The organism is Bradyrhizobium sp. 22, assembly GCF_000482425.1.
Lineage (GTDB): Bacteria > Pseudomonadota > Alphaproteobacteria > Rhizobiales > Xanthobacteraceae > Bradyrhizobium > Bradyrhizobium japonicum_B.
The window spans coordinates 1,321,983-1,346,782 of record NZ_KI519399.1; the positions used below are offsets into that span (position 1 = coordinate 1,321,983).

Here is a 24,800-nt window from a genome sequence, read left to right on the forward strand (position 1 = left end):
CGCTTGATCTTGTGCTGCCGCAGCCATTCCACCAGCACTTTATGGCCATCCGGCGTGTTGTCGGCCTGAAACCGCTCCGAACCACCATCAAGTGCAACATCGAGCTTACGTTTGCCGGTATCGATCCCGGCACACATCGTGATACGCTTGGCCATCTTCGTCGACCCTCCCTTGTTACGCGAACCTGAAGTTCGTTCAACCATCCGGGTCCCGATGAAGTGCCGATCGCGATCTTGCTACGTCTGACAGCCCTCAAGGCTTCGGTGGGCATCGATCCGATCGAACGGCGACCCAGCTCGGGCGGCCACCCGGGCTGGGCCATTCCTCACGGAACGCCCCCATTATATGCCGGCGCGCTGATACAAGGCTGGGCAAAGGCGCGTTCGCCCCGTGCCCATCATCTCGCCTTGATTTGCGAAAGTGGTTGGCAGGCTTCCGCCTTCGCTCTGCGAGCTAGTCGCGCGGCCGGACCTTCCAGGCACCGGCCGCCGGCCGCTCGAGCCCGAGATTCTCCCGGAGTGTCTTGCCACGATAGTCCTTCTGGAACAGGCCGCGGCGCTGCAGCTCCGGCACGATATGCTGGACGAAATCGGCGTAGGAGCCGGGCACACAGGTCGCGGCGATGACAAATCCGTCGCAGCCGCGCTCGACGAACATCTCCTCCAACTTGTCGGCGATCTCCTGGGGCCCGCCGACCATCGCATCCTGAACCTGGCCGCGGCCGGAAAAGGTGACGAAGTCGCGCGCGCTCGGATTGCTCTTGCCGGACGCCTTCAGCACGCCATCACGGATACCCAGAATGCCCTGCATGCTCTTCAATTCGTCCGTCGTCAGCGGCTCGTCGAGGTTCTTGGAAGCAAAGTCGTAGTTGAGCGCTTCGGCAAGCAGCGACAGGGCGTCGATCTCAAGCGGCAGCTTGTTGATCAGCGCCATCTTGTCCTCGGCCTCCGCCCTGGTCGCAGCACAGACCGGCGTCGTCAGATTGCAGAGGAACATCCGGTCGGGATCGCGGCCGGCCTTGGCGGCTTCGTTGCGCACGGCAGCATAGCCCTCCTTAGCCGCGGAGAGATTTCGCGCGGCCGTAAAGATCACCTCGCCCCATCGGCCCGCAAAGCGCTGGCCGCGGCCGGAGGCGCCGGCCTGGATGATCACGGGATGGCCCTGTTGCGAGCGCGGCACGGTGAACGGGCCGCGCGACTTGAAGGCCGGCCCCTTGTGATCGAGCCGCTTCACCTTGCTCGGATCGGCAAAGCGGCCGCTTTGCTTGTCCATGATGAGCGCGCCGTCTTCCCAGGTGTCCCAATGACCGAGCACCACCTCCATGAACTCGTCGGCGCGATCGTAGCGGGAATCGTGTTCGGGATGCGAATCCCGTCCCATGTTGAGGGCTTCGCCGTCGTTGAGCGAGGTCACGACGTTCCAGCCCGCACGCCCGCCGGACATCAGATCGAGCGTTGCGAAACGGCGTGCGACGTCGAAGGGTTCGTAGTAAGTGGTCGAGCAGGTCGCGCCAAGGCCGAGCTTGTCGGTGACCATGCCCATCGTGGTCAGCACGATCAGCGGATCCATCTTCACGCAGCGGATGCCGTATTCGACGGTGTGGGCGTGGTCGTTGCCGTAGCGGTCCGGCATGGCCAGGCGATCGTCGAAGAAGGCCATGTGGAATTTGCCGGCTTCGAGAATTCTGGCGATCTCCTGATAATAGTCGGCCGACATCGAATCGTCGCGGGAGTCCGGATGCCGCCAGGAGCTCGGCAGGTTGGTGCAGTTCTGCGCCTGGAGGAAGCCGACCAGGACCATCTGTCGCGTCATGCTGTTCTCCCTTCCGTCACGCCAGACCGAGGCCGGCGTCGAGCCGGTATTCCCTCGCCAGCGCGCAGCCTTTGCCACGCGGCACCCTCGACCTCGATCCTGTCGCGCAGGCGCTGTTGCGCGCGCAGGCCTTCGATCTCGCCGGGATAGGGGACGCCCGGCGGAGCAGGGGCCGCGCTGACGTGCGTGAGACGATCGGCCTTGGCGATCGGCATGGCGTTCCCGGAGATTCCTGCCCTTCGCGGGCAATGGTTGTTGAGGCCATCGTCTCAAAGCGCAGTTGCGATATCAACCGGCTGTAAACCAATACAGGGCTGCAAATTCCAAGAGAGACCGCCTTCGGTGGAGGAATCGTCCACGCTGCGGTATTTTCCGGCAGTCTGGCGCGGTCGTTCGCAGCTCGTTCACTTTGATTGACAGTTTGCAGCGCGCAATAACGACCATTTAGGCGATGGGCCTTCATAAGGTCACCTGGGAAAAACAGGCAGAATGCCCCGGGAGCTGAGATCGTGACGACGACACTCGCGCGCACCTTTGCGGCGTTGAGCGCCATCAACGAAGCGATTCTCTATGCGACATCGCCGGACGAGCTGTACCAGAAGGTCTGCGACGCCGGGTTCTCCAGCGGGGATTTCGTGGCCGTCGCCGTGTTCCTGGTCGAACCGGACGGTCGCCGTTTGCGGTTCGCGGCCGGCTCCGGCGACGACCTCCCGCGACTTCGCTCGATCGTCATCACCACGGAGGCCGGCACGCCCGAGGGTTCGGGCGTCGGGGGCGAGGCGTTTCGCCAGCAGAAGCTGTGCATCAGCAACGATTACCTCAACGATCCGCGCTCGCTGGCATGGCGCGAGGGCGCGGCTTCGGCCCACATCGGCGCGGCTGCCGCGCTGCCGCTGCTCTGCAACGGCAAGAGCGTCGGCGTGCTCTATGTGACCCGCAGCGAGGCCAATTCGCTAGACGACGAGATGGTGTCGCTGTTCGAGCGCATGTCGGCCAATATTTCCTATGCGCTGGACAATTTCGCGCGTGAGACCGCGCGGCAGACCAGCGAACGGGCGACGCGGCGGCTCAATCGCATGTTCGGCGCGCTCAGCGCCACCAACGAGGCCATCCTGCGCGCCAAGACCGAGCAGGAGCTCTATCAGCGCGTCTGCGACGCCTCCGTTCATGGAGGCAAATCGCTCTCGACCGTCATTTTGCTGAAGGAGCCGGATTCCGATTGGCTGAAGCCGGCTGCGGGTACCGGCCAGAACCTGGAATTGGTTGCTCGAACCCGGTATTCCGTCGATCCGGCAAATCCCTATGGCCGCGGAATTACAGGGGAAGTATTCCGCTCGCAGAAGCCGTGCTTGGAAGACGATCTGCCCGGCCGGATCAAGGGGACGCCGTGGGAGCAAGCCAACATCAATACCGGCGTCGCCGCCTGCGTCGCAGCGCCTCTGATCAAGCATGGTCAGAGCGTCGGCGTCATGCTGTCCTTCATCAGCCGGTCCTGGGCCAAGGACGAAGAAGTCGTCGCGCTGATGCTCCGGCTTGCCGAAAACGTCTGCTTTGCTCTCGACAATTTCGATCGTGAGTCCGAGAAGACCAGGATTGCGGTGGAGGAGGAACGCCTGGCGCGCATGTATGCCGCGCTCAGCGCCACCAACGAAGCCATCCTGCGCGCTCACTCGCGTACCGAGCTGTTCGATCTCGTCTGCGAGGCGACCGCCAAGGGCGCCAAGTTCACCTCGGCCAACATCGCGCTGGTCGACCATGAGGCCGAGCTGCTGCGCGTCGTCGCCTGTTACGGGCCGAATGCGAACGAGGTTCGCAACTTCAAGTTCTCCACCTCCGAGCAGGTGCCGGAAGGCCGCGGCCTGACCGGCACCGCCTATCGTACGCGCCGGCCCGCCGTCAGCAACGACGTGTTCGCGGACGAGCGCATTGCGCCGTGGCACGCCAGCGCGCGCCGCACGGGAATCGCATCCTCCGCCGCCTTGCCGCTGTTCAGCGGCGACCGGCTCGAGGGCGTGTTCCTGTTCAACTCTCCGGAGGTCGGTACCTTCACGGACGAATTCGTCGAGCTGCTGAGCAGGCTCCAGGCCAACGTCGCCTTCGCCCTGGAAAGCTTCGATCGCGCCGAGGAGAAGGCGCAGGCCGACAGGCAGCGCAATCGCCTGAGCGGAATGTTCGAGGCACTGAGCGCAACCAATGAGGCCATCATCCGCGCCAAGACGCGCGAGGAGCTGTTCGAGGCCGCCTGCCAGGCTGGCGTCCTCGGCGACGTGTTCGCTTCGGCCACGATCGGCATCATCGACAGGGACAACGAAGTGCTTCGTGTCGCCGCGGTGAAGGGACGTCTGCGGGAGCAGATGGTCGGGCGCACCTGCAATCTCGCCGCCGGCCATCCCGAGGGTCAGGGCATCATCGGGATGTCGATCCGGACCCGCCGGCCCAGCGTCATGAACGACTATCTCAACGACCCGCGCTCGATGCACTGGCGGACGAAGGCGATCGAGGACGGAACGCGCGCTGCCGCCAGCTTTCCGCTTCTGAAGGCAGGCCAGGAGCCGATCGGCATCCTGCTTTTCCTTGCGACCGAAGACAACACGTTCACGCCCGATCTGGTCCAATTGCTTGGCCGCCTCGCCGAGAACGTGTCGTTCGCGCTCGACAATTTCGACCGGGCCGAGGAGAAGGCCCGCACCGAGAGCCAAAAGGAGCGGCTGACGCGCATGTTCGCGGCCCTCAGCGCGACGAACGAGGCGATCATGCGGGCGAAGTCGCGCGCCGAGCTGTTCGATCTCGTGTGTCTCGCGGCCTCGAATGGTGCCAAGTTCACCTCGACGACCATCGCGCTGGCCAGGGCCGAGAGCGATCAGCTGGAAATCGTTGCGAGCGCGGGCCCGTCTGCCGATACCACGCGCAACGTCCGCCTCTCCATCGATCCGGAGCGGCCCGAAGGGCGCGGGATGAGCGGCACGGCGTTCCGCACGCGCCAGCCCTGCATCAGCAACGATTATCTGAACGATGATCGCGTCCGCGCCTTCCACGCCATCGTGCGCAGCGACGGCGCCCGCTCGGGCGCGGCGTTTCCGCTCATCGTGCACGACCAGGCCGTCGGCGTCATGATCTACATGTCGACCGAGCCCGGCACCTTCACGGCAGAGTTCGTCGAGCTGTTGCAGCGTCTCGCCGACAACGTTTCCTTTGCGATGGAGAATTTCGATCGCGCGGACGCCAAGAACCAGGCCGACGAGCGGATCGAATACCTCGCCTCGCATGACAGCCTGACCGACCTTCCGAACCGCGAGACCTTCAACGGGCTGTTGCGCGAGGCGATCGCCACGGCAGAGCGTCACGATCACCGCTTTGCGGTGCTGTTCATCGATCTCGATCGCTTCAAGGTCATCAACGATTCGCTGGGGCACGAGGCCGGCGACCTGCTTCTGCTCGAAGTGGCGAACCGCCTGCGCGGCGCGTTGCGGGCAAGCGACGTGGTGGCGCGGCTCGGCGGCGACGAGTTCGTGGTGATCCTCGACCAGTGCGGCAGGATCGACGACGTCCAGCGCATCGCGACCGAGCTCCTGGCCGCGCTCGCCAAGCCCATGGAGCTGGCCGGCCACGAATGTCACACCACGGCGTCGATCGGCATCGCGATGTATCCGGCCAACGGCGCCGACGCGCAGACGCTGACCAAGAACGCCGACATGGCGATGTATCTCGCCAAGGAAGACGGCAAGAACGGCTATCGCTTCTTCTCCAAGGAAGTGAAGACCCAGTCGATCGAACGGCTGTCGCTGGAGAGCGCGCTGCGCCGGGCGCTGGAGCGCGGGCAGTTCTCGCTGAACTACCAGCCCAAGGTGGAGATGGAGACCGGCCAGATCACCGGCGTGGAAGCGCTGCTGCGCTGGGCCCATCCCGATCTCGGCAACGTCTCGCCGGCGCAGTTCATTCCGCTCGCGGAAGAAACCGGACTGATCGTGCCGATCGGCCGCTGGGTGCTCAACGAGGCCTGCGCGCAGGCCATGGCCTGGCAGCGCAGCGGCCTGTTGCCGTTGTCGATGGCGGTCAACCTGTCGCCGCGGCAGTTCGCCGACGAGCATCTGTTGCAGGACGTCGACGAGGCGCTGGCGGCCAGCGGCATGTCGCCGGTGCTGCTCCAGCTCGAAGTCACCGAGAGCATGATGATGCGCAATGTCGGCCGCGCGCTCAAGGTGCTCGACGCCATCCAAAGCCGCGGCATTCGCCTCGCCATCGACGATTTCGGCACCGGCTATTCGTCGATGTCGCTGATGAAGCACTTCCCGATCGACACCATCAAGATCGACCGCTCCTTCGTGCGGGACCTGCCGCAGGATTCGGAAGACCAGGCGATCGCGCAGGCGATCATCAGCATGGGCAAGGCGCTCGGCATGACCGTCGTCGCCGAAGGCGTCGAGAACGCCGAGCAGGAGGCGTTCCTGCGCGCCCATGGCTGCGACGAGATGCAGGGCTTCCTTGTCTCGAAGCCCCTGCCGGCACGGCAGATGGCCGAGCTGCTGCGGCCGATGGTCCTGCCTGTCGCCCCGCCGCTCCAGCCGGAGCCGGACGCTGCCGCCACGGAAGCCGCGGCGTCACGGCTGAAACGCGCCGCTGTCTGACGGCTGCGGCTCGTTCACCTCTCCCGCTTGCGGGGGAGAGCGAGCGCAGCTCCGATGTGTCGATCAGACCTGATCCGAAGGCCCTATCGCGCCCTGAACGGATGTGCCTTCTGGTGCCAGGCCCAGGCGGTGCGGATCACATTCGCCAGGTCGGAGTGACGCGGCACGAAATTCAGCACCTTTCTCGCTGCCGACGGATCTGCGACCAGATACGTGGGATCGCCGGCGCGGCGCGGCTTGACGGTGTGCGGCACCTCGCGCCCGGTCTCCTGCCGGATGGCATCGAGGATCTGGCGCACCGAGAATCCGGAGCCGGTGCCGAGATTGAAGCTGCCGCCGGCGTGTCCGCCTTCCAGAAGCTTCAGCGCCGCGACGTGCGCCGCCGCGAGGTCGGTGACGTGGATGTAGTCGCGGATCGCGGTGCCGTCGGGCGTGGCATAATCGTCGCCGAACACTGCGAAGTCGACATGTCCCTGAAGCGCCATCATCGCGCGCGGAATGAGATGGGTCTCGTTGTCACGCAGTTCCCCGATGCCACCGCCCGGATCGGCGCCGCTGGCGTTGAAATAGCGCAGGCAGAACGCGCCGAAACCATAGGCGGTGCGATAATCAGCAAGCATCCGCTCGATCATCAGCTTCGATGCGCCGTACGGATTGATCGGCGCGCAGGGGAAGTCTTCCGGCAGCTCCCTGGAATCGGCGTTGCCATAGACCGCGCCGGTCGAGGAGAATACGATGCGATGGCAGTTCGCGTTGCGCATCGCCTGCAACAGCGACAGCGTCCCTTGCACGTTGTTGACATAATACTTCTGGGGGTCGGCCATGGACTCGCCGACCAGGCTCGCCGCCGCGAAATGCATCACCGCCGTGATCTTGTGGTCGGCGAAGGCACGTGCCAGCGCCGTGCCGTCCAGCAGATCGCCTGTGACCAGGGGGCCGGAGACGAAGCTGCGATGGCCTGTCGAGAGATTGTCATAAACGACGGGCTGATAGCCGGCGGCGGTCAATGCGCGGCAGGCATGCGAGCCAATATAGCCCGCGCCTCCTGTGACGAGGACAGTCGGTCGGTCGGTCATGTCGTCTTGTGCTCTTCTCTTAGCGGACGGGTCGGTTGCGGCTGAAGAGAAGATAGAGCGCGCGGGGGTTGGTGGTCAAATAGCGCCAGAGCAGGCGGCGTGGCTCGAGCAAGGTGCGCCAGGCCCATTCGAGTCCGACTTTCTGCATCCAACGCGGCGCGCGGGAACGGCTGCCTGACAAGAAATTGAAGAGGCCGCCGGATGTCTTGATAACGCCAACATTGGTGAGATGCGGCGTGAATTCCTTCACGAATGCCTGCTCGTTGGGCACGCCGAGCGCGACCCACAGATAATCCGGCGCAAGCGCGTTGATCTCCTCGACCTTCGCGCGCAGCTCTTCGCCGCGCAGATAGCCGTGGCTGTGCCCGACGATCTTCAGATTTGGATACATCTTCCGGACGTTCGCGACCGCCGCGATGTTCTCGGCCTCGCTGGCGCCGAACATGTAGAAGGTGCGGCCCAGCGCTTCCGCCTTGCGCGCGACGACGTGGAACAGGTCCGTGGTCGCGACTCGCTCCGGCAGCGGAAACCAGGATTGCAGCTTCGAAGCGGCGACCAGCGGCTGGCCATCGGCGTTGATCAGGTCGGCGGCGCGGAACAGGCGCTCGGTCTGCGGCTCGGTCGAGCAGCGCGCCAGCACCTCGCCATTGGCCGATGTCAGGAACAGCGGACGGCCGATGCGGCTGTCGGGATCGGTCGCCTCGATCATGAAATCGGCGGTCTCTTCCAGATCGATCGCGGCCATGCGAAGCCCGCCGACGGTGATCCGCGGCACGTCGGCAGTTGCTGCCCGTCCGTCGAGGTTGACGCGGCGCTCAAGCATATTGTCTGCCTCGCTGACGCGTTTCAATTGCAGGGGTGAGCTCGTCGAGCACGACGCCGACGAGCTTGCGCTCGGCGCGGCCGAGCGCGGTCAGGATCTCTTCGAGACTGTCGTTGATGTCGAGGCTGGTCGGCAGCACCGCCACCAGCGCGTCGGTGTCGTCGAGCAGCTTGCGGCTGCCGGCAAGAAGCGGCATCGCAGGGCCGTCGAGGATCACGAGGTCGTAGCCGCCTGCGGCGCGCGCCTGCGCGATCGCCTTGCGGATCGCGTCGGCGGCCTTGCCGGCATCGCCCTCCCCGGCCGGCAACACCGAAATGCCGTTGACCGTCTTGATCTCGCGTGCGGCCTTGCTGCCGATCGAGAGCCAGCCGAGCCTGCTCGGCTCGTTCCTGCCGGGGCGGGCGACCTTGTTCGACAGCGTGTGGGCCCGATGGTCGGCGTCGATCATGAGCACGCGGGCGCCGTCGCGCGCCGCCGCGAGGGCGAAGTTCAGCGCACTCACGCTGCGCCCGGCGGTCTCGCTGCTGCCGACCAGCGCAATGACGGGCATCGTCTTGCCGCCGGCGCGCCGGGCCGCGGCCGTGCGCATGTCGCGCCATGCGTTGAGCAGCTTCGTCAGCGGAAAGCCGGGCCGCAGCGTCGGCCAGCCCAGCCGGGTGAGATCGACGCCGCCGCCGGTGGCGAGGATGGCACCGAGCGTGTGAATGACGTCGGCCTCCTGAAGGCGCGCGATCAGCGGCTTCTCGATCAGGGGGTTTTCGACCATCGCGGGCTGCAGCGGTGGTGCGGCAAGCTCGGGCGGGAGCTGCGCGATCTCGGGGGCCCGCGACGGCTGTTCGGGCCACGGAGCTTCCAGCGCCCGCGAAACCTCGGGAGCGCGTGCTGTCTCCGGTACGGGCTTGCGTTCGCGGCGGGCTGGCGCGGGCACTGGCGCGTTGGCGCCGGCGAACAGAAGCTCGACTGCGACGAACCAGCTCGAGGCCGCAAGCGCGCCGAAGATGAAGCCGATCATGGCGAACAGGCTCATCGCGGGCGGGAACGAGCGCCGCTGCGGCACGGTCGCCTCGCCGATGACGCGGGCCGCCGAGGTGTTCAGGCTCTCCTGCTCCTCGGTCTCGCGGGAGCGCTTGAGGAAGGATTGGTAGACGTCGCGGCTGGCATCGGCCTCGCGCTCCAGCTCGCGCAGGCGCACGGCGGCCTGGCTGAGCTGGACGCTCTGCCGCTTCTGCGCTTCCAGCGCCCGGTTGAGCGAAGCTTCATAATCGCGGGCGCGCGTCAGGTCGTTCCTGGCGGCCTGGGCGAAACGGTCGATCTCTTCGCTGATGGTGCGCTTGAGGTCCTCGACCTGCTTCTCGGTCTGGCGCAGCGCCGGGTGGCGTGGCCCGAGCTCGCCGGCCTGCTCGGCGTATTTCTTGCGCGCATCGGCATATTGCGCGCGCAGATTCGCGATCGTCGGCGATTGCAGCGCTTCCGGAATCGCGCCGGCATCGGCTGCGGTCCGGCGGCTCGCCTCGATCTGGTCGAGCCGTGCCTGGGCATCCATCGTCGCCGCGCGCGCCGCGGAAAGCCGCTGGTTGCTGGCGGAGAGCTGCTGGTCGCTGATCAGCGCATCCTGGGTGCCGACGAAATTGTTCTGCGCCTTGTAGGTGGCGAGCGCGGTCTCGGCGTTGCGCAGCCGCTCGCGCAGCTCCTTGAGGCGGCCGGAGAGATCGCTGGTGGCGCGCCGTGCGGCCGAAGCCTGCGAATTGCGGGATTCCGCGAGATAGGCACTGGTCAGCGTGTTGGCGAGCATCGCCGCCTTCGCCGGATCCGTCGACCAGACCTCGATATCGACGATGAAGCTCTTCTCGGTCTTGCGAATCGTGATGTGCCTGTTCAGCGCCTCGAGCGCCGCAAGCTGCACCTCGGTGTTGGCTGCAGAGGAGGGCGCCCGGGGCTGAAGGCCGACCAGGCCGAGCAGCGAGGACATCAGGCTCCTGCCGTCGCCGCCGCCGAATTCCGGATCCTTGTCGAGACCGGCCTGCTCGATCACCTTGAGCAGGACGCTGTTGGCGGTGATCAGGCGCGCCTGGCTCTCCACCACCATGGACATGCCGGAGACGTCCTGCGCGCGCGGCGTCAGCTCCCGGTCGACGAGCTGAAGCTCGCGCGGGTCGACATAGAGCTGGGCGGTGGCGGTATAGCGGGGCGTCAGGCTCTTGCCGATGGTGACGGCAAGCGTTGCGCCGAGCAGGGCAGCCGCAGCAATCGCGACCTTGCGCCGCCACAGCAGATGGGCGAGCTCCACCACGTTGAAGCCGACCTGGGATCTCTGATGCAGAGGCTCGGGTCTCGCCCGATCGATCGGCTGGTTATAGTCAAGCATGATCCCCAGCTTTCATTCCAAGTGCCGCAGGCTGAGGGGTTACTCTTCGCTCTACGCCACGCACCCGGGATATAGGTGCCCAATCAACGCAACAGGGAAAATTAACCATACTCATTGAGGGACTATTCACCGAAATGGCAAACAAAGCGTTTAAGCGCCTGCCGGCCAGCACAGCCCCCTTGTGACGTTCGAGCCGCGGGGGCTCTCCGGAGATTAACGGTTCGTTACCGCGCACGGCGCTGCCGCGCGACTCCGCTTGCTCTGTGATGGGCCGCGCGCGTGCCATGATGTCAGCGTTTCCGCAGGATGACGTGATAGTCGCCGCGGCGGACGTCGACGCCGCGCGGAAGCACGGCGTTCAGCACCGCGGCGCCGGCGTCCACGAGAGAAGCAAACAGCGGCTTGCGCCGGCGCATCTCGGGATAGCGCGGACTTTCCACCTCACGGCGGTAGATCATCTCGAGGCCGTTGGCGGCCGCGAATGCCTCCAGCCGGGGCAGCGTCACCAGCGGGTGAAAGAAGGTCGGGAATGGCGGCTCGCCGGGCAGACCGGCATCCTTGATGCCGCGAATGTGCCGGTAGAACCAGACGTGGAACCAGTGCGGCGAATATTTGGTGACTATTCCGGACAGCGAGCGGGGATTGGGTGCGCCGATCAGGATCAGGCCGCCGCGCTTGAGGGCGTCGCGGAAATTCAATAGCGCGGCGTCGACCTGGGGCAGATGCTCGATCACGTTGTAGCAGATCACGAGATCGAAGCTCTCGCGCCCGAAACGGTAGGTCTGCACGTCGCCCAGGATCGCCTCGTCCGCGTAGCTGTTGTTGCGGACCTGGTCCTCGTCGATGTCGACGACGGTGACCTTGCTGCGGCGGAGCAATTCCGGCGGGAGCACGCTGCACGAACCGCCGCCGGCTTCGTAGATGGCGAGCTGGGTGGTCGGCAGTTCGCTGCGCAGCACCTCGTGCACGGCGAGCAGGCTGTCGCGGGCTTCACCGGGGACGAGATCGTGCAGGGCCTGGACGGGTGCAGCGGCGGGGATACGGATCGCCGTGGCTGTCGCGAAGTCGATCGTGGCTGGCTTGTTCATGTTTTTTGACCGCGCTTGTTCTAATCAAATTTACAGGAAAAGACTCCCTTGCCCGAAGAGCAAATCCGATGCCGCGCCGTCTCACCGGTTGCGGTGCTTACGGTCGGGTTAATGCGCACACGCATTAACTACGGCATTGTTCATGTTGGGGCTCCGTCGGCGCGTGGACCGCGAATTGCAGCATCACGCACGCATCATTGCGCGGGAGAAGCAGGCGAAAGCGGTCAAGCGTGCGATGATGCTTCAGCACGGCCGGCAGACCGGCGCGAGGGCGCGGCACGCGCCTTCGCCGGGCTGCCCATTTTGGCACGCATCTGTCCCGCGGCGGTGTGCCGTCGCGGGATGCACGATTGAAGCAGGGCTTTCTCAACATATCTCGGACATCTAGAACGTCATGACATTGATCCCGACAGACCTGTCCGCCACGCACATCTCCGATGCCGTGCGCGATCCCAACCGGGAGATCGCGGCGAGCTCCCGCGTCATCGACCTGTCGGTCGGCATTGTCGTCTGCATTCCCTGCTTCCGCCGGCCGCAGCACCTGCGGCTGACGCTGGAATCGCTGGCGAACCAGCGTACTCCGCGTTCCTTTGCCGTCGTCATGGTCGAGAACGACGCCGCGCGGCGCGAAAGCGCGCCGGTCGCTACCGAGTTTCTGGCCGCCGGCCGGCTCCAGGGCGTGTGCCTTGTCGAGAAGCGGCAGGGCAATTGCCAGGCGATCAACGCTGCGTTCGAGACCGCGCAGGCGCTGTTTCCCGCCGCGACCCGCTTCCTGATGATCGACGACGACGAGATCGCCTCACCCGACTGGCTCGAACTGATGGTCCGCACCGCGGAGGCGACCGGCGCCGACGTGGTCGGCGGGCCGGTGCTGCCGGTGTTTGAGGATGACAGCAAGCCGTGGCTGTCGGGTCATCCCGCCTTCCGCCCGGCCTACGACTATTCCGGCGCGGTGCCGCTGATCTACGGCTGCGGCAATTGCCTGATCACGCGCGCGGTCTTCGAGCGGTTCGGGCGTCCCGCGTTCGACCTGCGGTTCAACTTCCTCGGCGGCGGCGATTGCGACTTCTTCGTTCGGTGCCGTGATGCCGGAATGACATTCCACTGGACGGCGGAGGCCGTCATCACCGAGACCGTGCCGCAAAGCCGCACCAGCCTAGGCTGGATCGCAAAGCGCGGCCTGCGCATCGGCGCGATCAATTATCGCGTGCAGTCCAAGGCTGCTCGCAGCGCAGGGGCGCGCGCATGGGTATTTGCGCGGATGCTCGGACGGCTGCCGCTGTCGTTGGTCCGGTCCGTTCGCCTGCTGGCGACGTCGAAGGCCGTCGTGGCCATGCATCCGGCGCTGGTGGCGCTCGGCTCCATGCTCGCGGCGTTCGGCTTCGCGCCGAAGCCCTATGAAGCCTCCAAGATCGTGTCGTGACGGCTAGATGCCGAATCGGGCGAGGGCGGTCCTTGCCGCGGCGCGCGGCAGCGCCTTGAGCGAACGCCGGCCGATCATTCCGAGATAGCCGAAGGCCTGGCGATATCTGCCGAAGCGAACGGCCTGCATCGCCGCATAGGTGATGAGGTGCAGTTCGGCGGCAAGGCGCAAACCGGGTGCGGTTCCCGCCGGTAGTCTCGCCAGGATCAGGCCGTCGTCGAACACCCGCGCGATGGCCGGGAAGAAATCCTTCGGCGTCCGGACCGCCGCGTTCATGGTGTTGGCGGTGTGGAGACGATAATCGAGCAGCAGCTTCGGCGCGAACTCGAACTCGCCGATCGCGGCGAGGCGGCACCAGCAATGCCAGTCCTCGCAATATCGCAGCGAGGTGTCGAAGCCACCGACGGCGCGGAACGCCTCCGCACGCGCGAGCGCGATGCCGCCGTTGACGATGAAATTGCCGGCCGCGAGCCGCGTCAGCACGTCGCCGGACGGCTTGCGGCGTCCCTTCAGGAGGCCGCGCCGGCCGATCTGGCGTCCGTCGCTGTCGATCGTGTTGTAGTCGCCATAGACCAGAACCGCCCGCGGTGCGCCGCGCGCCGCCGCCAGGAGCGCAGCCACCGCGCCGGGGCGGAGGCGGTCGTCGGCATCGAGGAAGAGCAGCCATTCGCCGCCGGCATATCGTGCACCGAGATTGCGCGCGGCCGATACGCCGGTGGAATCATTCGTCGCCAGGCGCAGTCGAGGGTCGTGAATGGCGCGGACGATCGCCGTGGTGTCGTCGGTGGAACCGTCGTCGACGACGATCACCTCGCCCACCTCGCGCTGCGCCAATGCGCTGGCCAGGGTCTCGCCGATATAGGCGGCAGCGTTCTTGGCGGGAATGACAACAGATACCGATGTGGTCGGGTTCGACGGCAGCGGCTGGCGCGAAGCCGGCACGATGCGGGTGGAGGCCGGCAAATCGAGAACCTGTTCGGCGGTGATCTGAACCACGGCTCGCCCTTAAGAGTCTGTTAACCAGGGCGCGTCTGCTGAATGGACGATACGATCGAGCGCAGCGTTGGCCCCTTGCGAATGATACCCGCATTACGGCCTGATCGTTGACGCGAAGGCGTATGTCGGCGTGCTTTCGTCAATTAGCGTTAAGCCGCTGGCATTAAGCCTGTGGCAAATTTGGAAGAGGGCGTCAGCCGGTCCCATGCGAGAATGCGGATACGGTTGCCGCGGATGGATCCAGTGCCCGCCAAGACGTTCGAACACGACCCCGATGCGATGATCCTCAACCTCTTCTACGAGGACAAGGACGATCGCTGGTTTCCCGGCGACCGGCATCTGCGGCGCACGGCGCGCCGCTTGCTGCTCGGCGAGCCGCGCATGAGCGGACAGCTTCGCGTGTTCCTCAATCTCTGCGCGGGGCTCGACCGGCTCGGTATCCGCTACCGCGTCAACGATTACCGATACATCGCGCAGCATCCCGACGAGCTCGCCTGCATCATCGGACGGACCTTCCTGCTCGACAAGTTCGCGTGGAAGAATCCGATCCTGCTCGGTGTCGCCGCCCACAATCATCCGCTCGACGATCCTGATCTGTTCAAGCGTCTGCCGGTCAAGAAGGTCGTGGTGCCCGGTTCCTGGTACGTCGACATGTACCGGCCGTACTGGCCCGACACCGAGGCCTGGCCGGTCGGCATCGACACCGATCTGTGGGCGCCGTCGCAGGCCGCGCCGAAATCCGTCGACGTGCTGATCTACGATAAGGTGCACTGGGATCGCGCGCGCTATGCGCCGGAATTGATCGAGCCGGTCCGTGCCCGGCTCGCCAGGGAGGGACGCTCGTTCACGGAGTTACGCTACGGCAGCTACAAGGAGGAAGAATATCGGGAGGCGCTGGCGGCCTCGCGCGCGATGATCTTCCTGTGCCAGAGCGAAAGCCAGGGCATCGCCTATCAGCAAGCTTTGGCTTGCGGCATACCGGTGTTCGCCTGGGATCCGGGCGGGCCGTGGCGAGACCCCGATTATTATCCGCACCGCGTGCAGTTCGCGCCGGTGTCCTCGGTGCCCTATTGGGACCAGCGCTGCGGCGCCAAGTTCGTCGACGTCGCGGGGTTCGAGGCGGGATGGGACGAGTTCTGGGCCGGCTGTGCCGCGGGCGCGTTCGACCCGCGCGGCTATATCCTGGACAACCTCACGCTCGAGCAGCGAGCGATGCAATATTACGAGATCGCGCGGAGCATCGTGCGGCCGCACGCCGCGCAGAGCTCCGGCACGGCTGTTGACGGCCGCTCGACGGCGGTGAGCCAGGACCCGGAGCCCCACCGGCGTCTCCAGATGTCTTGAGCGATGGACCGCAGCATGGACCGCAGCATCGCCGATACGACCGACCTCGAGACCCGATCGCTGGGCGGTGTCCTGCGCGATGGCCTGGCGGAGTTGAACGCGGCGCGGGCCGGGCGCTGCCTCGTCGCGGTCGCGTCGCTGCTGCTGGTGCTGGTGACGCTCGATCCGTTCCCGGACCTGCGCAATCCCGACGTCACCACGATCGTCGGCGGTCGAATGGCCCTGACCTACGTCTCCTGGGGTCTGTTGGCCGCGGTCGCGGTGCTGTTCGCAGCTCGCACCGATGCGCCCGCGCTGAAGACCCTGGTGACGCCGCTTCATTTCTGTCTCTTGGGCTGGCTGCTGATCAATATCGTCCTGTCCGAGAGCCGCGGCGTGTCGATGCAGCGCTTCGTGCTCCTCGTCAGCATGACGTCGCTCGCCGTCCTGCTGCCATTGCTGCCGCCGACGCAGCGCAGCTTCAACCTGTGCCTGGGTGCTGCCGCGCTGGTGTTGCTCGCGCTCTGCTATCTCGGCGTCCTGCTCGCGCCGCAATACTCGATCCACACCGCGCTCGATGTCACCGAGCCGCAGCTCGCCGGCGACTGGCGCGGCAGCTTCGGCCACAAGAACGTCGCCTCGCCCGTGATGACGATCCTGGTCTATGTCGGCATCTATCTGTCCGCCGTCGGCTCGTTCGTGATGGGGCCCGCGATTGCCGCGCTGGCCGGCCTGTTCCTGATCTTCACCGGTGGCAAGACCTCGTCCGTGCTGTGCCTTGCGATCTATGCGCTCGCCTCGCTGGTCTATGTCACCCCCAGCCTGTGGCTGAAGCGGATCATCTGCTTCGTGCCGCTGATCGCGATGAACCTGCTGACCGTCGGCAGCGTCCTGAGCCCGGCGCTCGGAGTCATGACGCGGCTGCTTCCGCTCGATCCCACCTTCACCGGCCGCTCCGCGATCTGGGAGTTTGCGCTCGCGGCCGTGGCCGAGAAGCCGATCATTGGTCACGGCTATGCGGCTTTCTGGGACGACGTCACGGCGCGGCAGACCGCGCAGGGCGCCGAATGGGCGACGTCCGCGGCGCACAGCCACAACGCTTATCTCGACCTCGCGGTCACCATCGGTCTGCCGGGGCTGCTGCTGGTGGTCCTGGTCTTCGTGCTCGCACCGCTCGGCAATTTCCAGTTGGCCCAGGCCCATAGCCGCAGTGGGGCACTTGCAAAGCTGTTCCTGACCGTCTGGCTGTTCGGCCTGTATTACGGCACGACCGAGTCCTTCCTGCTCGAACGGCAGAATCCGATCTGGTTCATGTTCGCGCTGGCCGTGGCCGGCCTGCACTTCCTGGCGCGGTTCCAATGCGTCGCGCACGCGGATCCGAAGCCATGACGTGTCTCGGCGTCGAGCAATTGGATGGCCTTGTCGCCACCACGTCGGGACTGGCGATCGATTTCGTGCGTGACTGGCGGCAGGCCGCTTCCCGCCTGAGCGCCGGGCATCGCACCGCCTTCCAGCATGGTTACTGGCTCGATGCCTGGTATCAGGCGTTCGATGACGTCGCGCCGTTGATTGCCGTGATCTGCGATGCCGCCACCGGCAAGGAGATCGCGATGGTGCCGATGATCAGCCATGTCAGGCGCGGCATCCGCATCGTCGAATTTGCCGATCTCGGCGTTTCCGACAACAATGCGCCGATCGTGGCGCCCGATGCGGCGTTGGACGCGGCGGCGGCGAATGCAATCGGGATGGCGCTGGTCGAGGCGTTGCGCGCTTTGCCGGACCGCTTCGATCTGCTGCGGCTGAGGAAGATGCCGGTCCAGGTCGGCGGCAAGCCGAACCCGCTGGTGGCGCTCGGGCGGATCGGATCCTGCTCGCTCAACGGCAATCTCGTGCTGATGGGCGATGACTACGGGACCTATCAGGCGTCGATCAAGCGCATGCAGATGCCGCGCTGCTGGCGCGTCTTCGACCGGCACCAAGGCGCGCGGTTCGAGATCGCGACGGACGTTGCGCGCGCGCGTGAGCTGCTGGACGTGATGGACGTGCAGCAGCAGGCGCGCATGCAGAAGCTCGGCTCGCCGTTCGTTCTCAACGACGAGACCCACGCGCGATTTTATCGCGAAGTCGTCCGTCAGGGCCTGGACGAAGGCTATGCCGTGGTTTCGGCATTGGTCTGCGACGAGGGTGTCATCGGCACCTCGTTCGGCATCAGGCAAGGCGCGACTTATTACTTGCTGCGCATCAGTCACGCCGGCGATTCCTGGTCGAGCTGCTCCCCCGGGCTGCTCATCATCGAGCGCACCATGGCGGCGCTGCATGCAAAGGGCGTGCGCCGCTTCGACCTCAGCATCGGCAACCAGGACTACAAGCGCCGTTTCGGCGCCGAGCGGATGCCGCTGACCGACGTCAGTATCGCGCTGTCATGGCGAGGCCTGCCCTTCGCATGGCGCGATCATGCCGCGCAGGGCCTGCGCCGCTATCCCGCGGCCGCTTCCCTTGCGGCGCGAGCCATGGGAAAAGGCATACGCTGAAGCGGCATTCCCGGATGGGAATGCCGCGGGCGCATCGGCCTTGCGGCCGTGCAGCTCAACCATGAAGCTTCCTGGCGGTCTCCGCGACCTGGCGGCCCTGGTAGCGCGCGCCGGCGAGCTCGTTGGCGCTGGGCTGGCGGCTGCCGTCGCCGCCGGTAATCGTGGTGGCGCCGTAGGGCGCGCCGCCCGTGACCTCGTCGAGCTTCATCTGGCCGGCAAAGCCGTAATTCATGCCGACCACGACCATGCCGAAATGCAGCAGGTTGGTGATGATCGAGAACAACGTCGTCTCCTGGCCGCCATGCTGGGTCGCGGTCGAGGTGAAGGCGCCGCCGACCTTGCCGTGCAGCGCGCCCTTGGCCCAGAGCCCGCCGGCCTGATCGAGGAAGTTCGCCATCTGCGAGGCCATGCGGCCGAAGCGGGTGCCGGTGCCGACGATGATCGCGTCGTAATTGGCGAGGTCATCGATCTTGGCAACGGGAGCGGCCTGATCGAGCTTGTAGTGCGAGGCTTTAGCGACCTCGGCTGGCACCAGCTCGGGCACGCGCTTGATGTCGACGGTCGCGCCGGCCTCGCGCGCGCCTTCGGCGACGGCATTGGCCATCGCTTCGATATGGCCATAGGCGGAATAATAGAGAACGAGAACTTTGGTCATGGTGGTCTCCGTTGGTGTTGGTCTAATTGTTGAGGTCGTCATGCCCGGTCCCGGGCATCCACGTTCTTTGTGCTCCGGGCCAGGCCGTGGATGGCCGGGACAAGCCCGGCCATGACGGGGAGGGTGGCTTACGCCGCGTCGACGAGCACGAGCTCGGAGTCTTCGAGCGCGGTGATCTTCAGGTGCGCCTCGTCGCGGATCGCGGCGCCGTCGCGGGCGTTGACGCGGACGCCGTTGACCTCGACGGCGCCTGCCGCGGGCACCAGGTAGAGGTGCCGCGCTTGCTGCGGCGCGTACTCCGCGCTCTCGCCGGCTTTCAGCGTGGTGGCGAGCACCCGTGCATCGGCGCGGATCGGCAGCGCGTCGGTATCGCCCTCGAGGCCGCTCGCAATGGTCACGAGCTTGCCGGAGCGATCGGCCTTCGGAAACGGCTTTGAGCCCCAGGTCGGCTGTCCGCCGCGCTGCGTCGGCTCGATCCAGATCTGGAAGATGCGCGTCCTGGTCGGCTCCAGATTGTACTCGGAATGGCGAATGCCGCTGCCGGCGCTCATCACCTGCACGTCGCCCGCTTCGGTGCGGCCCTCGTTGCCGAGGCTGTCCTGGTGGGTGATCGCACCCTCGCGCACATAGGTGATGATTTCCATGTTGGCGTGGGGATGGGCGGGAAAGCCGGTGTTCGGCGCGATCTCGTCGTCGTTCCACACCCGCAGGGCGCCGTGACCCATGTTGTTGGGGTCATAATGGCTGGCGAAGGAGAAATGATGCTTTGCTTTCAGCCAGCCGTGGTCGGCGCCGCCGAGCTTGTCGAAAGGTCTGAGTTCGATCATGCGGAGATCCTCGGTGAAACGTACGAAGCAGTTGGTCTGCGGTTGACCCCTTGGATAAGCCGTCGGCCGTGGTATAGAAATAGAAACTATCGAAACACATTGTTTCCTAGAATAACCCAGGCATTGCTCTCATGGCGAAACTCCCGGATTTCGAGGCCCTCGCGATTTTCGCAAAAGTCGTGGAATTGCGGTCGTTTGCGGGAGCCGCCGGCGAGCTGGCGACGTCCAAGGCGACGGTGTCCAAGGCGGTCACGCGCCTGGAGGAACGGCTCGGCGCGCGGCTGTTCAACCGCACCTCGCGCCGGCTTGCGCTGACCGATGCCGGCCACAAGCTGGCCGAGCGCGCCGCGCGCCTTCTGGCCGACGGCGAGGCGGCGGAGAACGAGGCGCTGGCGCAGTCGGTGGCGCCGCGCGGCCTGGTGCGGCTCGCCGTGCCCATGACGTTCGGCGTCAAGGCGGTGGCGCCGCTGCTGCCGGAATTCTTCGAGACTTATCCGGAAGTTTCGGTCGATCTGCACTTGAGCGATGCGACCGTCGACCTGATCGGCGAAGGCTTCGACATGGCGGTGCGGATCGCGCGGCTGCCGGACTCCTCACTGATCGCGCGGCGGCTCTTCACCATGCCGCGCTTCACCGTGGCCGCGCCGTCCTATCTCAAGCGCCATGGCCGGCCGACGCACCCGATGCATCTGGCCGCGCACAAATGCTTCAGCTACGCCTACATGTCGACGCCGAACGTCTGGCACTACACCAATTCAGCCGGCGAGCAGGCCAGCGTGCGGCCGGGTGGACAGCTCCGCGTCAACAATGGCGAAGCCGTGATGCCGGCGCTGATCGCCGGCCTCGGCATCGCCGAGCTGCCTGAATTCATCGTCGGCGAGGCGATCTCCTCCGGCGCCGTCGAAGTGATCCTGAAGGACTGGAAACAGGCCGAAGGCGCGGTGCACCTGGTGACCCCGCCCGGCGGCCCCCGGCCGGCGCGCGTCGAGGCGCTCGGTGACTTCCTCGCGGCCAAGCTGCCGGGCACATGCAAGCGGCGGACGCGCGGGAAGGTCAAGGCGTCGTAAGAGAGCGAGCAGCTTCGACGCCCGTCATTGCGAGCCGAGCGAAGCAATCCAGAGTGTCTCCGCGGAGAGATTGGTTGCTTCGTCGCAAGAGCTCCTCGCAATGACGAAGCGTCCCCTCGTGCTGGCTACGACACCTTCACGCCGTCGATCGCGACGACGCGCAAGCTCGGCTTCAACGTCTCGTCGAGTTGCGTCTTCAATTCGTGAACGCGCGGGTCGCGCGATCGTGCGGCGCACACGCCGTATTGACGGACCGATTGCGTCAGGGCGCGCCGCGCCTCCGGCGTCCGCGTCAATTCGGGCTGTGCAAGCCGCAGCACGATCGCGGCGAGATTCACCAGCATCTCGTCGAGCGCGACGTCGATGGCCGCCGGATTCCGCATCGCTCACTCTCCTCGATCCGGCAACGGCGGGTCCAGACATGCGTTCCAGGCGAAGCCGGAGATGGTGAACGCTTCGTAAACGCCTTGTTCTCGCCGCCTGACGCGTTAGGCTGGCAGCCAAACAAGATCAGGGGGAGGCACCATCATGGATCGACGCGGTCTCCTGCGCGCCGCCGCAGCATTGCCGTTGTTGCGCATTGCCTGGCCTGCTCCGGCCTTCGCGCAAGCCTATCCGGCGCGCAACATCACCATGATCGTGCCGTTCCCGGCCGGCGGTCAGGCCGATCTCGCGGCGCGTCCGGTGGCGATGGCGCTGGAGCGGATCCTGGGCAAGCCCGTGGTCGTCGACAACCGGGCCGGCGGTGGCGGCGGATCGGTCGGCAATGCCGCGGCGGCGCGCGCGGAGCCCGACGGCTACACGCTGCTGATGACGCTGTCCTCGCTCGCGGTGCTGCCCGAGGCCGACCGGCTGTTCGACCGTCCCGCCGCCTACGAGGTCTCGCAGTTCATGCCGATCGCGCGGGTGCTCGCCGATCCCACGCTGCTGGCGGTGCCGGCGTCGGCTCCATGGAAGACGGCGCAGGAATTCGTCGAGGATGCGAAGCGGCGCCCCGGTCAGATCACCTACGGCTCGTCAGGGCCGTACGGCACGCTGCATGTGGCGATGGAGATGTTCGCAAGCAGCGCTGGCATCAAGCTGCTGCACGTGCCGTTCCGCGGCGCAGGTCCCGCGCTCACCGCGATCCTCGGTGGTACCGTGCAGGCGATCGCCGCAGCGCCGGGGACGTTGAAGCCGCAGGTGGACGACGGCAAGCTGCGCGTGCTCGGCAATTGCGGCGCGCAGCGCATCGCGAGCTTTCCCGACCTGCCGACCTTCCAGGAGCTCGGCTACAAAGATGTCGAGTTTTACATCTGGGCCGGGCTGTTCGCACAGAGCGCGCTTCCCGCGCCGATCGCGACCCGCCTGCGCGAGGCGATGGCGCAGGTGATGGCGAGTCCCGACGTGCTCAAGGTGTTCGAAACCTCGGGCAGTCTCGTCGCCTATCAGGACGCACCCGCCTTCGCGCAGTTCGTCGCCGCGGACAGCGCGCGGCTGATCGCGGCGGTGAAGAAGATCGGCAAGGTGGAATAGGTTCCGAACCTGTTTTCACATTTTGTTGTTGGTCCAGAACCGGCTGCCGCCTCATTGATTGATGAAAGTCGACGGCAATCGAGAAGGATCGGGACATGCGAACAGAGCGGATTGCGCTGAGTATGGCGCTCGCGATCGGCGGCATCCTCGCGCAGAGCGCGGCTTCCGCGCAAGAATACCGCGGCACGATGGAGCAGCAGATGGCCTGCACGCCGGATGTGTGGCGCTTGTGCAGCGACCAGATTCCGGACGTGGGCCGCATCACGGCCTGTCTGCAGCAGAACACACCGCAGCTCTCCAGCGGCTGCCGTGCGGTGTTCCAGGCCAACAACCAGATGCCGCCGCAGCAGCAGGTTCCGCGAGGTCGCGCCGCGCCGCCCCCGCGCTACAATGCTGCGCCGCCGCCAGCTCCGCCGGCGCAGCCGGGTCCCTATGATCGTCCCTATGATGACGAATAGACTCGTGGAAGCTTGATCGGGAAACCACGCGCGGCACGGGGCCAGATCCGGCCGCGCCGCCTCGTTCAGCGCTCTGGTCTGCTATCCGATTCCGGTCGGTTTCCGAGCACCATCCGCATGACCGCTCCGAACAGAATGGCTGCCACGGGCCAATGGAACCAGATCGTACGGCTTGTGAGCAGATTGATCACAATCAGCAAGGCCGACACCGTGAGGGCCGCCGCAACCGGACGGGGCAGCCTTGCGAGCCAGGCCGAGACGACATTCGTCGCCGAAATTGGCAGGCCCCTGTTTTCCATCCGCGCAGCACGCGCACGCTCTGAGGGAGCCGCGCTCGCCGCGGTCGGGAAGCTCCGGTGTGCGGCTTGGCCGCCCAAGGTCAGGCGATAACTGGTCAGGGGAGCGATGTTCTTCAGCGGGCGCTGGCCGAGACAGTCGAAGCCGACGGACAATTTGTTGTGGACCTGATCGTAGACGGAGCTCGAGATCACGACGCCGCCGGGCTCGGCGAGCTCCTGCAGCCGGGCCGCGATATTGACGCCGTCGCCATAGATGTCGGAGCCGTCCACCATCACGTCGCCGAGGTTGATGCCGATGCGAAACTGCATCGGGCTCGCCTGCGGCGCGTCCGACGCCTGACTGGAAATTTCCTGCTGGATCTCGACCGCGCATTGCACGGCTTCGACGACGCTGGCGAACTCGGCGATCACCGCATCGCCCCAGGTATTCACGATGCGGCCGTCATGGCGCTCGACCAATCGCGCAATGGCCGCGCGGTAGCGGCGCAGCGTCTCCAACGTTCCGGTCTCGTCCGCTTCCATGAGACGGGAATAGCCGTACACGTCAGCGCACAGCACGGTGGTCAGTCGTCGTTTCACCTTGTCGTCGGCCATGGTCGCCATGCTAGCCTCCCTGGCCGGCAAATGCATCAGGCATCCTGCCCGGTGCCGCCGTTCGCCCTGACCTCGCAGACATCGACCCATTCGGCCGCGGTCAGCTCGGCCATCCGCTCCGGCGTGATGCGCACCGCGCTGTGGGTCGAACCCGCGGCCGGCACCACGACGTCGAACGCCTTCAGCGACACATCGCAATAGACCGGCAGCGGCGACTTCAGCCCGAACGGGCAGACGCCGCCGACCTCGTGGCCGGTGATGGCGGCGACCTCCTCCAGCCCCAGCATCTTCGGCTTGCCGCCGAACTGCGCCTTGACCTTCTTGTTGTCCATCCGCGAGGTGCCGGCCGCCACGATCAGGATCACGCGCTCGCCGACGCGCAAGCTCAGGGTCTTGGCGATCATGCCGGGCTCGACGCCATAGGCCTCGGCGGCGAGCGGCACCGTGGCCGAGCTGATCGGTGATTCCATCACGGTGATGTCGGGGGCTTTTTCGGCGAAGAAGGCGCGAACGGATTCCAGGCTCATTCCAGGCAGCTCATGTCAGACGTGCGGGCGGCGATGCCTAAGCAATCCCTGGGTCATCCGTGGATGATCCCTGGCAGCTCGGACAGCGAACGGACGCGGTGGTCCGGTGCAAAGCCAAGCTCGTCCATCTGGGTGCGGATCGCCTTGAACATCGTCAGCGGTGCCACGAGTTCGGTCTCGACGCAAGCCAGCGCCATGGCTTCCGGCGTCACCCGCTCGATCCAGGCGACGTTGAGCCCGAACGACTTTGCCCCCGCCGCGTCCCAGGGATTGGAGGACACGAACAGGACCTCGTTCGGCGCCGTGCCCAGCGCCTCGCCGATCAGCTCGTAGGCCGCCGGGCTCGGCTTGAAGATCTTCTTGGCGTCGACGCTGATGGTGGCATCGAGCAGGCGGTCGAGCCCGGAATTGCGCACCAGCGCATTCAGCATGTCCGGGCTGCCATTGGAGAGGATGGCCAGTCGCCGCGGCCTCAAGGCGGTGAGCGCGGCGGCTGCATCCGGATAGAGATCGAGATGCAGATATCTCTCGATCACCCGCTCGAACGCCTCGCTCTCATAGGCAAGTCCCAGCATCCGCAGCGTATAGGCGAGGGAGTCGCGGGTGACCGCGGAGAAATCCTGGTAGCGTCCCATCAGCGAGCGCAGCCAGGTGTATTCGAGCTGCTTGATGCGCCAGACCTGCGTGATGATCCCGCCATAGCCCGGAAACGCATCCTCGGTGACGTCGGCGACCGACTGGATGTCGTACAGCGTCCCATAGGCGTCGAACACGACGGCTTTGATGCTCATGGGCT

The 24,800-nt window shown here is 65.9% G+C and carries 20 protein-coding genes; 8 read left to right on the forward strand and 12 right to left on the reverse strand.

Annotated elements, in window-relative coordinates; translation table 11 throughout:
- Nucleotides 1–453 precede the first annotated feature (453 nt).
- Nucleotides 454–1,812, reverse strand: coding sequence for an LLM class flavin-dependent oxidoreductase (locus K410_RS0107555; RefSeq protein WP_028134283.1), 1,359 nt, complete (start codon nucleotides 1,810–1,812; stop codon nucleotides 454–456).
- 509 nt (nucleotides 1,813–2,321) lie between these two features.
- Here K410_RS0107555 and K410_RS0107565 point away from each other — a divergent pair.
- Nucleotides 2,322–6,437 (forward strand): sensor domain-containing phosphodiesterase, encoded by a 4,116-nt coding sequence (locus tag K410_RS0107565; protein ID WP_028134285.1) that lies wholly within the window; start codon nucleotides 2,322–2,324, stop codon nucleotides 6,435–6,437.
- Between the two features lie 83 nt (nucleotides 6,438–6,520).
- Here K410_RS0107565 and galE read toward each other — a convergent pair whose 3' ends face one another.
- The 4 genes from galE to K410_RS0107585 all read right to left on the reverse strand — a co-directional run bounded on the left by galE (nucleotide 6,521) and on the right by K410_RS0107585 (nucleotide 11,789).
- Nucleotides 6,521–7,513 (reverse strand): UDP-glucose 4-epimerase GalE, encoded by a 993-nt coding sequence (gene galE, locus K410_RS0107570; RefSeq protein ID WP_028134286.1) that lies wholly within the window; start codon nucleotides 7,511–7,513, stop codon nucleotides 6,521–6,523.
- 19 nt (nucleotides 7,514–7,532) lie between these two features.
- On the reverse strand, nucleotides 7,533–8,336 hold the full coding sequence (locus K410_RS0107575) for a WecB/TagA/CpsF family glycosyltransferase (protein ID WP_028134287.1): 804 nt from the start codon (nucleotides 8,334–8,336) through the stop codon (nucleotides 7,533–7,535).
- Nucleotides 8,329–10,701, reverse strand: a complete 2,373-nt coding sequence (locus K410_RS0107580; RefSeq protein WP_028134288.1) for an exopolysaccharide transport family protein — start codon at nucleotides 10,699–10,701, stop codon at nucleotides 8,329–8,331. The genes K410_RS0107575 and K410_RS0107580 overlap by 8 nt, the downstream gene beginning before the upstream one ends.
- A gap of 290 nt (nucleotides 10,702–10,991) precedes the next feature.
- Complete coding sequence (locus K410_RS0107585) at nucleotides 10,992–11,789, reverse strand: class I SAM-dependent methyltransferase (RefSeq protein WP_028134289.1); 798 nt, start codon at nucleotides 11,787–11,789, stop codon at nucleotides 10,992–10,994.
- A 394-nt stretch (nucleotides 11,790–12,183) separates the two neighbouring features.
- Between K410_RS0107585 and K410_RS0107590 the strand changes: the two genes are divergently transcribed.
- Complete coding sequence (locus K410_RS0107590) at nucleotides 12,184–13,212, forward strand: glycosyltransferase family 2 protein (protein ID WP_028134290.1); 1,029 nt, start codon at nucleotides 12,184–12,186, stop codon at nucleotides 13,210–13,212.
- 3 nt (nucleotides 13,213–13,215) lie between these two features.
- Here the strand turns inward: K410_RS0107590 and K410_RS0107595 are convergent, their stop codons facing one another.
- Nucleotides 13,216–14,208 carry a glycosyltransferase gene (locus tag K410_RS0107595; RefSeq protein WP_028134291.1) on the reverse strand — a complete coding sequence of 331 codons (993 nt, stop codon included), beginning with the start codon at nucleotides 14,206–14,208 and terminating at the stop codon, nucleotides 13,216–13,218.
- Between the two features lie 243 nt (nucleotides 14,209–14,451).
- Between K410_RS0107595 and K410_RS36590 the strand changes: the two genes are divergently transcribed.
- The 3 genes from K410_RS36590 to K410_RS40265 are packed head-to-tail and all read left to right on the forward strand — an operon-like array spanning nucleotide 14,452 to nucleotide 18,062.
- Entirely contained in the window at nucleotides 14,452–15,552 is a 1,101-nt protein-coding gene (locus tag K410_RS36590) for a glycosyltransferase (protein WP_049820230.1), read from the forward strand.
- A 15-nt stretch (nucleotides 15,553–15,567) separates the two neighbouring features.
- The gene (locus K410_RS0107605; RefSeq protein ID WP_028134292.1) at nucleotides 15,568–16,920 is read left to right on the forward strand and encodes an O-antigen ligase family protein; all 1,353 of its coding nucleotides are present in this window, start codon (nucleotides 15,568–15,570) and stop codon (nucleotides 16,918–16,920) included.
- The gene (locus tag K410_RS40265; RefSeq protein ID WP_028134293.1) at nucleotides 16,917–18,062 is read left to right on the forward strand and encodes a GNAT family N-acetyltransferase; all 1,146 of its coding nucleotides are present in this window, start codon (nucleotides 16,917–16,919) and stop codon (nucleotides 18,060–18,062) included. The genes K410_RS0107605 and K410_RS40265 overlap by 4 nt, the downstream gene beginning before the upstream one ends.
- A 55-nt stretch (nucleotides 18,063–18,117) precedes the next feature.
- Here K410_RS40265 and wrbA read toward each other — a convergent pair whose 3' ends face one another.
- Nucleotides 18,118–18,717 carry an NAD(P)H:quinone oxidoreductase gene (gene wrbA / locus K410_RS0107615; RefSeq protein WP_028134294.1) on the reverse strand — a complete coding sequence of 200 codons (600 nt, stop codon included), beginning with the start codon at nucleotides 18,715–18,717 and terminating at the stop codon, nucleotides 18,118–18,120.
- 128 nt (nucleotides 18,718–18,845) lie between these two features.
- The gene (locus K410_RS0107620) at nucleotides 18,846–19,544 is read right to left on the reverse strand and encodes a pirin family protein (RefSeq protein WP_028134295.1); all 699 of its coding nucleotides are present in this window, start codon (nucleotides 19,542–19,544) and stop codon (nucleotides 18,846–18,848) included.
- A gap of 131 nt (nucleotides 19,545–19,675) precedes the next feature.
- Between K410_RS0107620 and K410_RS0107625 the strand changes: the two genes are divergently transcribed.
- Entirely contained in the window at nucleotides 19,676–20,611 is a 936-nt protein-coding gene (locus K410_RS0107625; RefSeq protein WP_028134296.1) for a LysR family transcriptional regulator, read from the forward strand.
- Between the two features lie 125 nt (nucleotides 20,612–20,736).
- On the opposite strand, the gene K410_RS0107630 is transcribed toward K410_RS0107625, so the two are convergent.
- Nucleotides 20,737–20,994: a hypothetical protein gene (locus tag K410_RS0107630; protein WP_028134297.1), complete on the reverse strand. Its 258-nt coding sequence runs from the start codon at nucleotides 20,992–20,994 to the stop codon at nucleotides 20,737–20,739.
- A gap of 145 nt (nucleotides 20,995–21,139) precedes the next feature.
- Here K410_RS0107630 and K410_RS0107635 point away from each other — a divergent pair, with 145 nt between their 5' ends.
- Together K410_RS0107635 and K410_RS0107640 are read left to right on the forward strand one after the other, a co-directional pair.
- Nucleotides 21,140–22,126 carry a tripartite tricarboxylate transporter substrate binding protein gene (locus tag K410_RS0107635; RefSeq protein ID WP_028134298.1) on the forward strand — a complete coding sequence of 329 codons (987 nt, stop codon included), beginning with the start codon at nucleotides 21,140–21,142 and terminating at the stop codon, nucleotides 22,124–22,126.
- Between the two features lie 95 nt (nucleotides 22,127–22,221).
- Nucleotides 22,222–22,584 carry a hypothetical protein gene (locus tag K410_RS0107640; RefSeq protein ID WP_028134299.1) on the forward strand — a complete coding sequence of 121 codons (363 nt, stop codon included), beginning with the start codon at nucleotides 22,222–22,224 and terminating at the stop codon, nucleotides 22,582–22,584.
- A 65-nt stretch (nucleotides 22,585–22,649) separates the two neighbouring features.
- On the opposite strand, the gene K410_RS0107645 is transcribed toward K410_RS0107640, so the two are convergent.
- Genes K410_RS0107645 through K410_RS0107655 form a run of 3 tightly spaced genes read right to left on the reverse strand, consistent with a single transcriptional unit; the run spans nucleotide 22,650 to nucleotide 24,795 of the window.
- Nucleotides 22,650–23,477, reverse strand: a complete 828-nt coding sequence (locus tag K410_RS0107645; RefSeq protein WP_028134300.1) for an adenylate/guanylate cyclase domain-containing protein — start codon at nucleotides 23,475–23,477, stop codon at nucleotides 22,650–22,652.
- A 35-nt stretch (nucleotides 23,478–23,512) separates the two neighbouring features.
- Complete coding sequence (locus K410_RS0107650; RefSeq protein ID WP_028134301.1) at nucleotides 23,513–24,004, reverse strand: YbaK/EbsC family protein; 492 nt, start codon at nucleotides 24,002–24,004, stop codon at nucleotides 23,513–23,515.
- A gap of 53 nt (nucleotides 24,005–24,057) precedes the next feature.
- On the reverse strand, nucleotides 24,058–24,795 hold the full coding sequence (locus K410_RS0107655) for a haloacid dehalogenase type II (RefSeq protein WP_028134302.1): 738 nt from the start codon (nucleotides 24,793–24,795) through the stop codon (nucleotides 24,058–24,060).
- Nucleotides 24,796–24,800 lie beyond the last annotated feature (5 nt).

Bases quoted from the DNA above. Each gene is read 5' to 3' on its own strand.
- K410_RS0107635 (WP_028134298.1), top strand. From the start codon at position 21,140: ATGGATCGACGCGGTCTCCTGCGCGCCGCCGCAGCATTGCCGTTGTTG.
- K410_RS0107555 (WP_028134283.1), bottom strand. From the start codon at position 1,812: ATGACGCGACAGATGGTCCTGGTCGGCTTCCTCCAGGCGCAGAACTGC.
- K410_RS0107605 (WP_028134292.1), top strand. From the start codon at position 15,568: ATGGACCGCAGCATCGCCGATACGACCGACCTCGAGACCCGATCGCTG.
- K410_RS0107585 (WP_028134289.1), bottom strand. From the start codon at position 11,789: ATGAACAAGCCAGCCACGATCGACTTCGCGACAGCCACGGCGATCCGT.
- K410_RS0107625 (WP_028134296.1), top strand. From the start codon at position 19,676: ATGGCGAAACTCCCGGATTTCGAGGCCCTCGCGATTTTCGCAAAAGTC.
- K410_RS40265 (WP_028134293.1), top strand. From the start codon at position 16,917: ATGACGTGTCTCGGCGTCGAGCAATTGGATGGCCTTGTCGCCACCACG.
- K410_RS0107655 (WP_028134302.1), bottom strand. From the start codon at position 24,795: ATGAGCATCAAAGCCGTCGTGTTCGACGCCTATGGGACGCTGTACGAC.
- galE (WP_028134286.1), bottom strand. From the start codon at position 7,513: ATGACCGACCGACCGACTGTCCTCGTCACAGGAGGCGCGGGCTATATT.
- K410_RS0107620 (WP_028134295.1), bottom strand. From the start codon at position 19,544: ATGATCGAACTCAGACCTTTCGACAAGCTCGGCGGCGCCGACCACGGC.
- K410_RS0107650 (WP_028134301.1), bottom strand. From the start codon at position 24,004: ATGAGCCTGGAATCCGTTCGCGCCTTCTTCGCCGAAAAAGCCCCCGAC.
- K410_RS0107630 (WP_028134297.1), bottom strand. From the start codon at position 20,994: ATGCGGAATCCGGCGGCCATCGACGTCGCGCTCGACGAGATGCTGGTG.
- K410_RS0107640 (WP_028134299.1), top strand. From the start codon at position 22,222: ATGCGAACAGAGCGGATTGCGCTGAGTATGGCGCTCGCGATCGGCGGC.
- wrbA (WP_028134294.1), bottom strand. From the start codon at position 18,717: ATGACCAAAGTTCTCGTTCTCTATTATTCCGCCTATGGCCATATCGAA.
- K410_RS0107575 (WP_028134287.1), bottom strand. From the start codon at position 8,336: ATGCTTGAGCGCCGCGTCAACCTCGACGGACGGGCAGCAACTGCCGAC.
- K410_RS0107580 (WP_028134288.1), bottom strand. From the start codon at position 10,701: ATGCTTGACTATAACCAGCCGATCGATCGGGCGAGACCCGAGCCTCTG.
- K410_RS0107590 (WP_028134290.1), top strand. From the start codon at position 12,184: ATGACATTGATCCCGACAGACCTGTCCGCCACGCACATCTCCGATGCC.
- K410_RS0107645 (WP_028134300.1), bottom strand. From the start codon at position 23,477: ATGGCCGACGACAAGGTGAAACGACGACTGACCACCGTGCTGTGCGCT.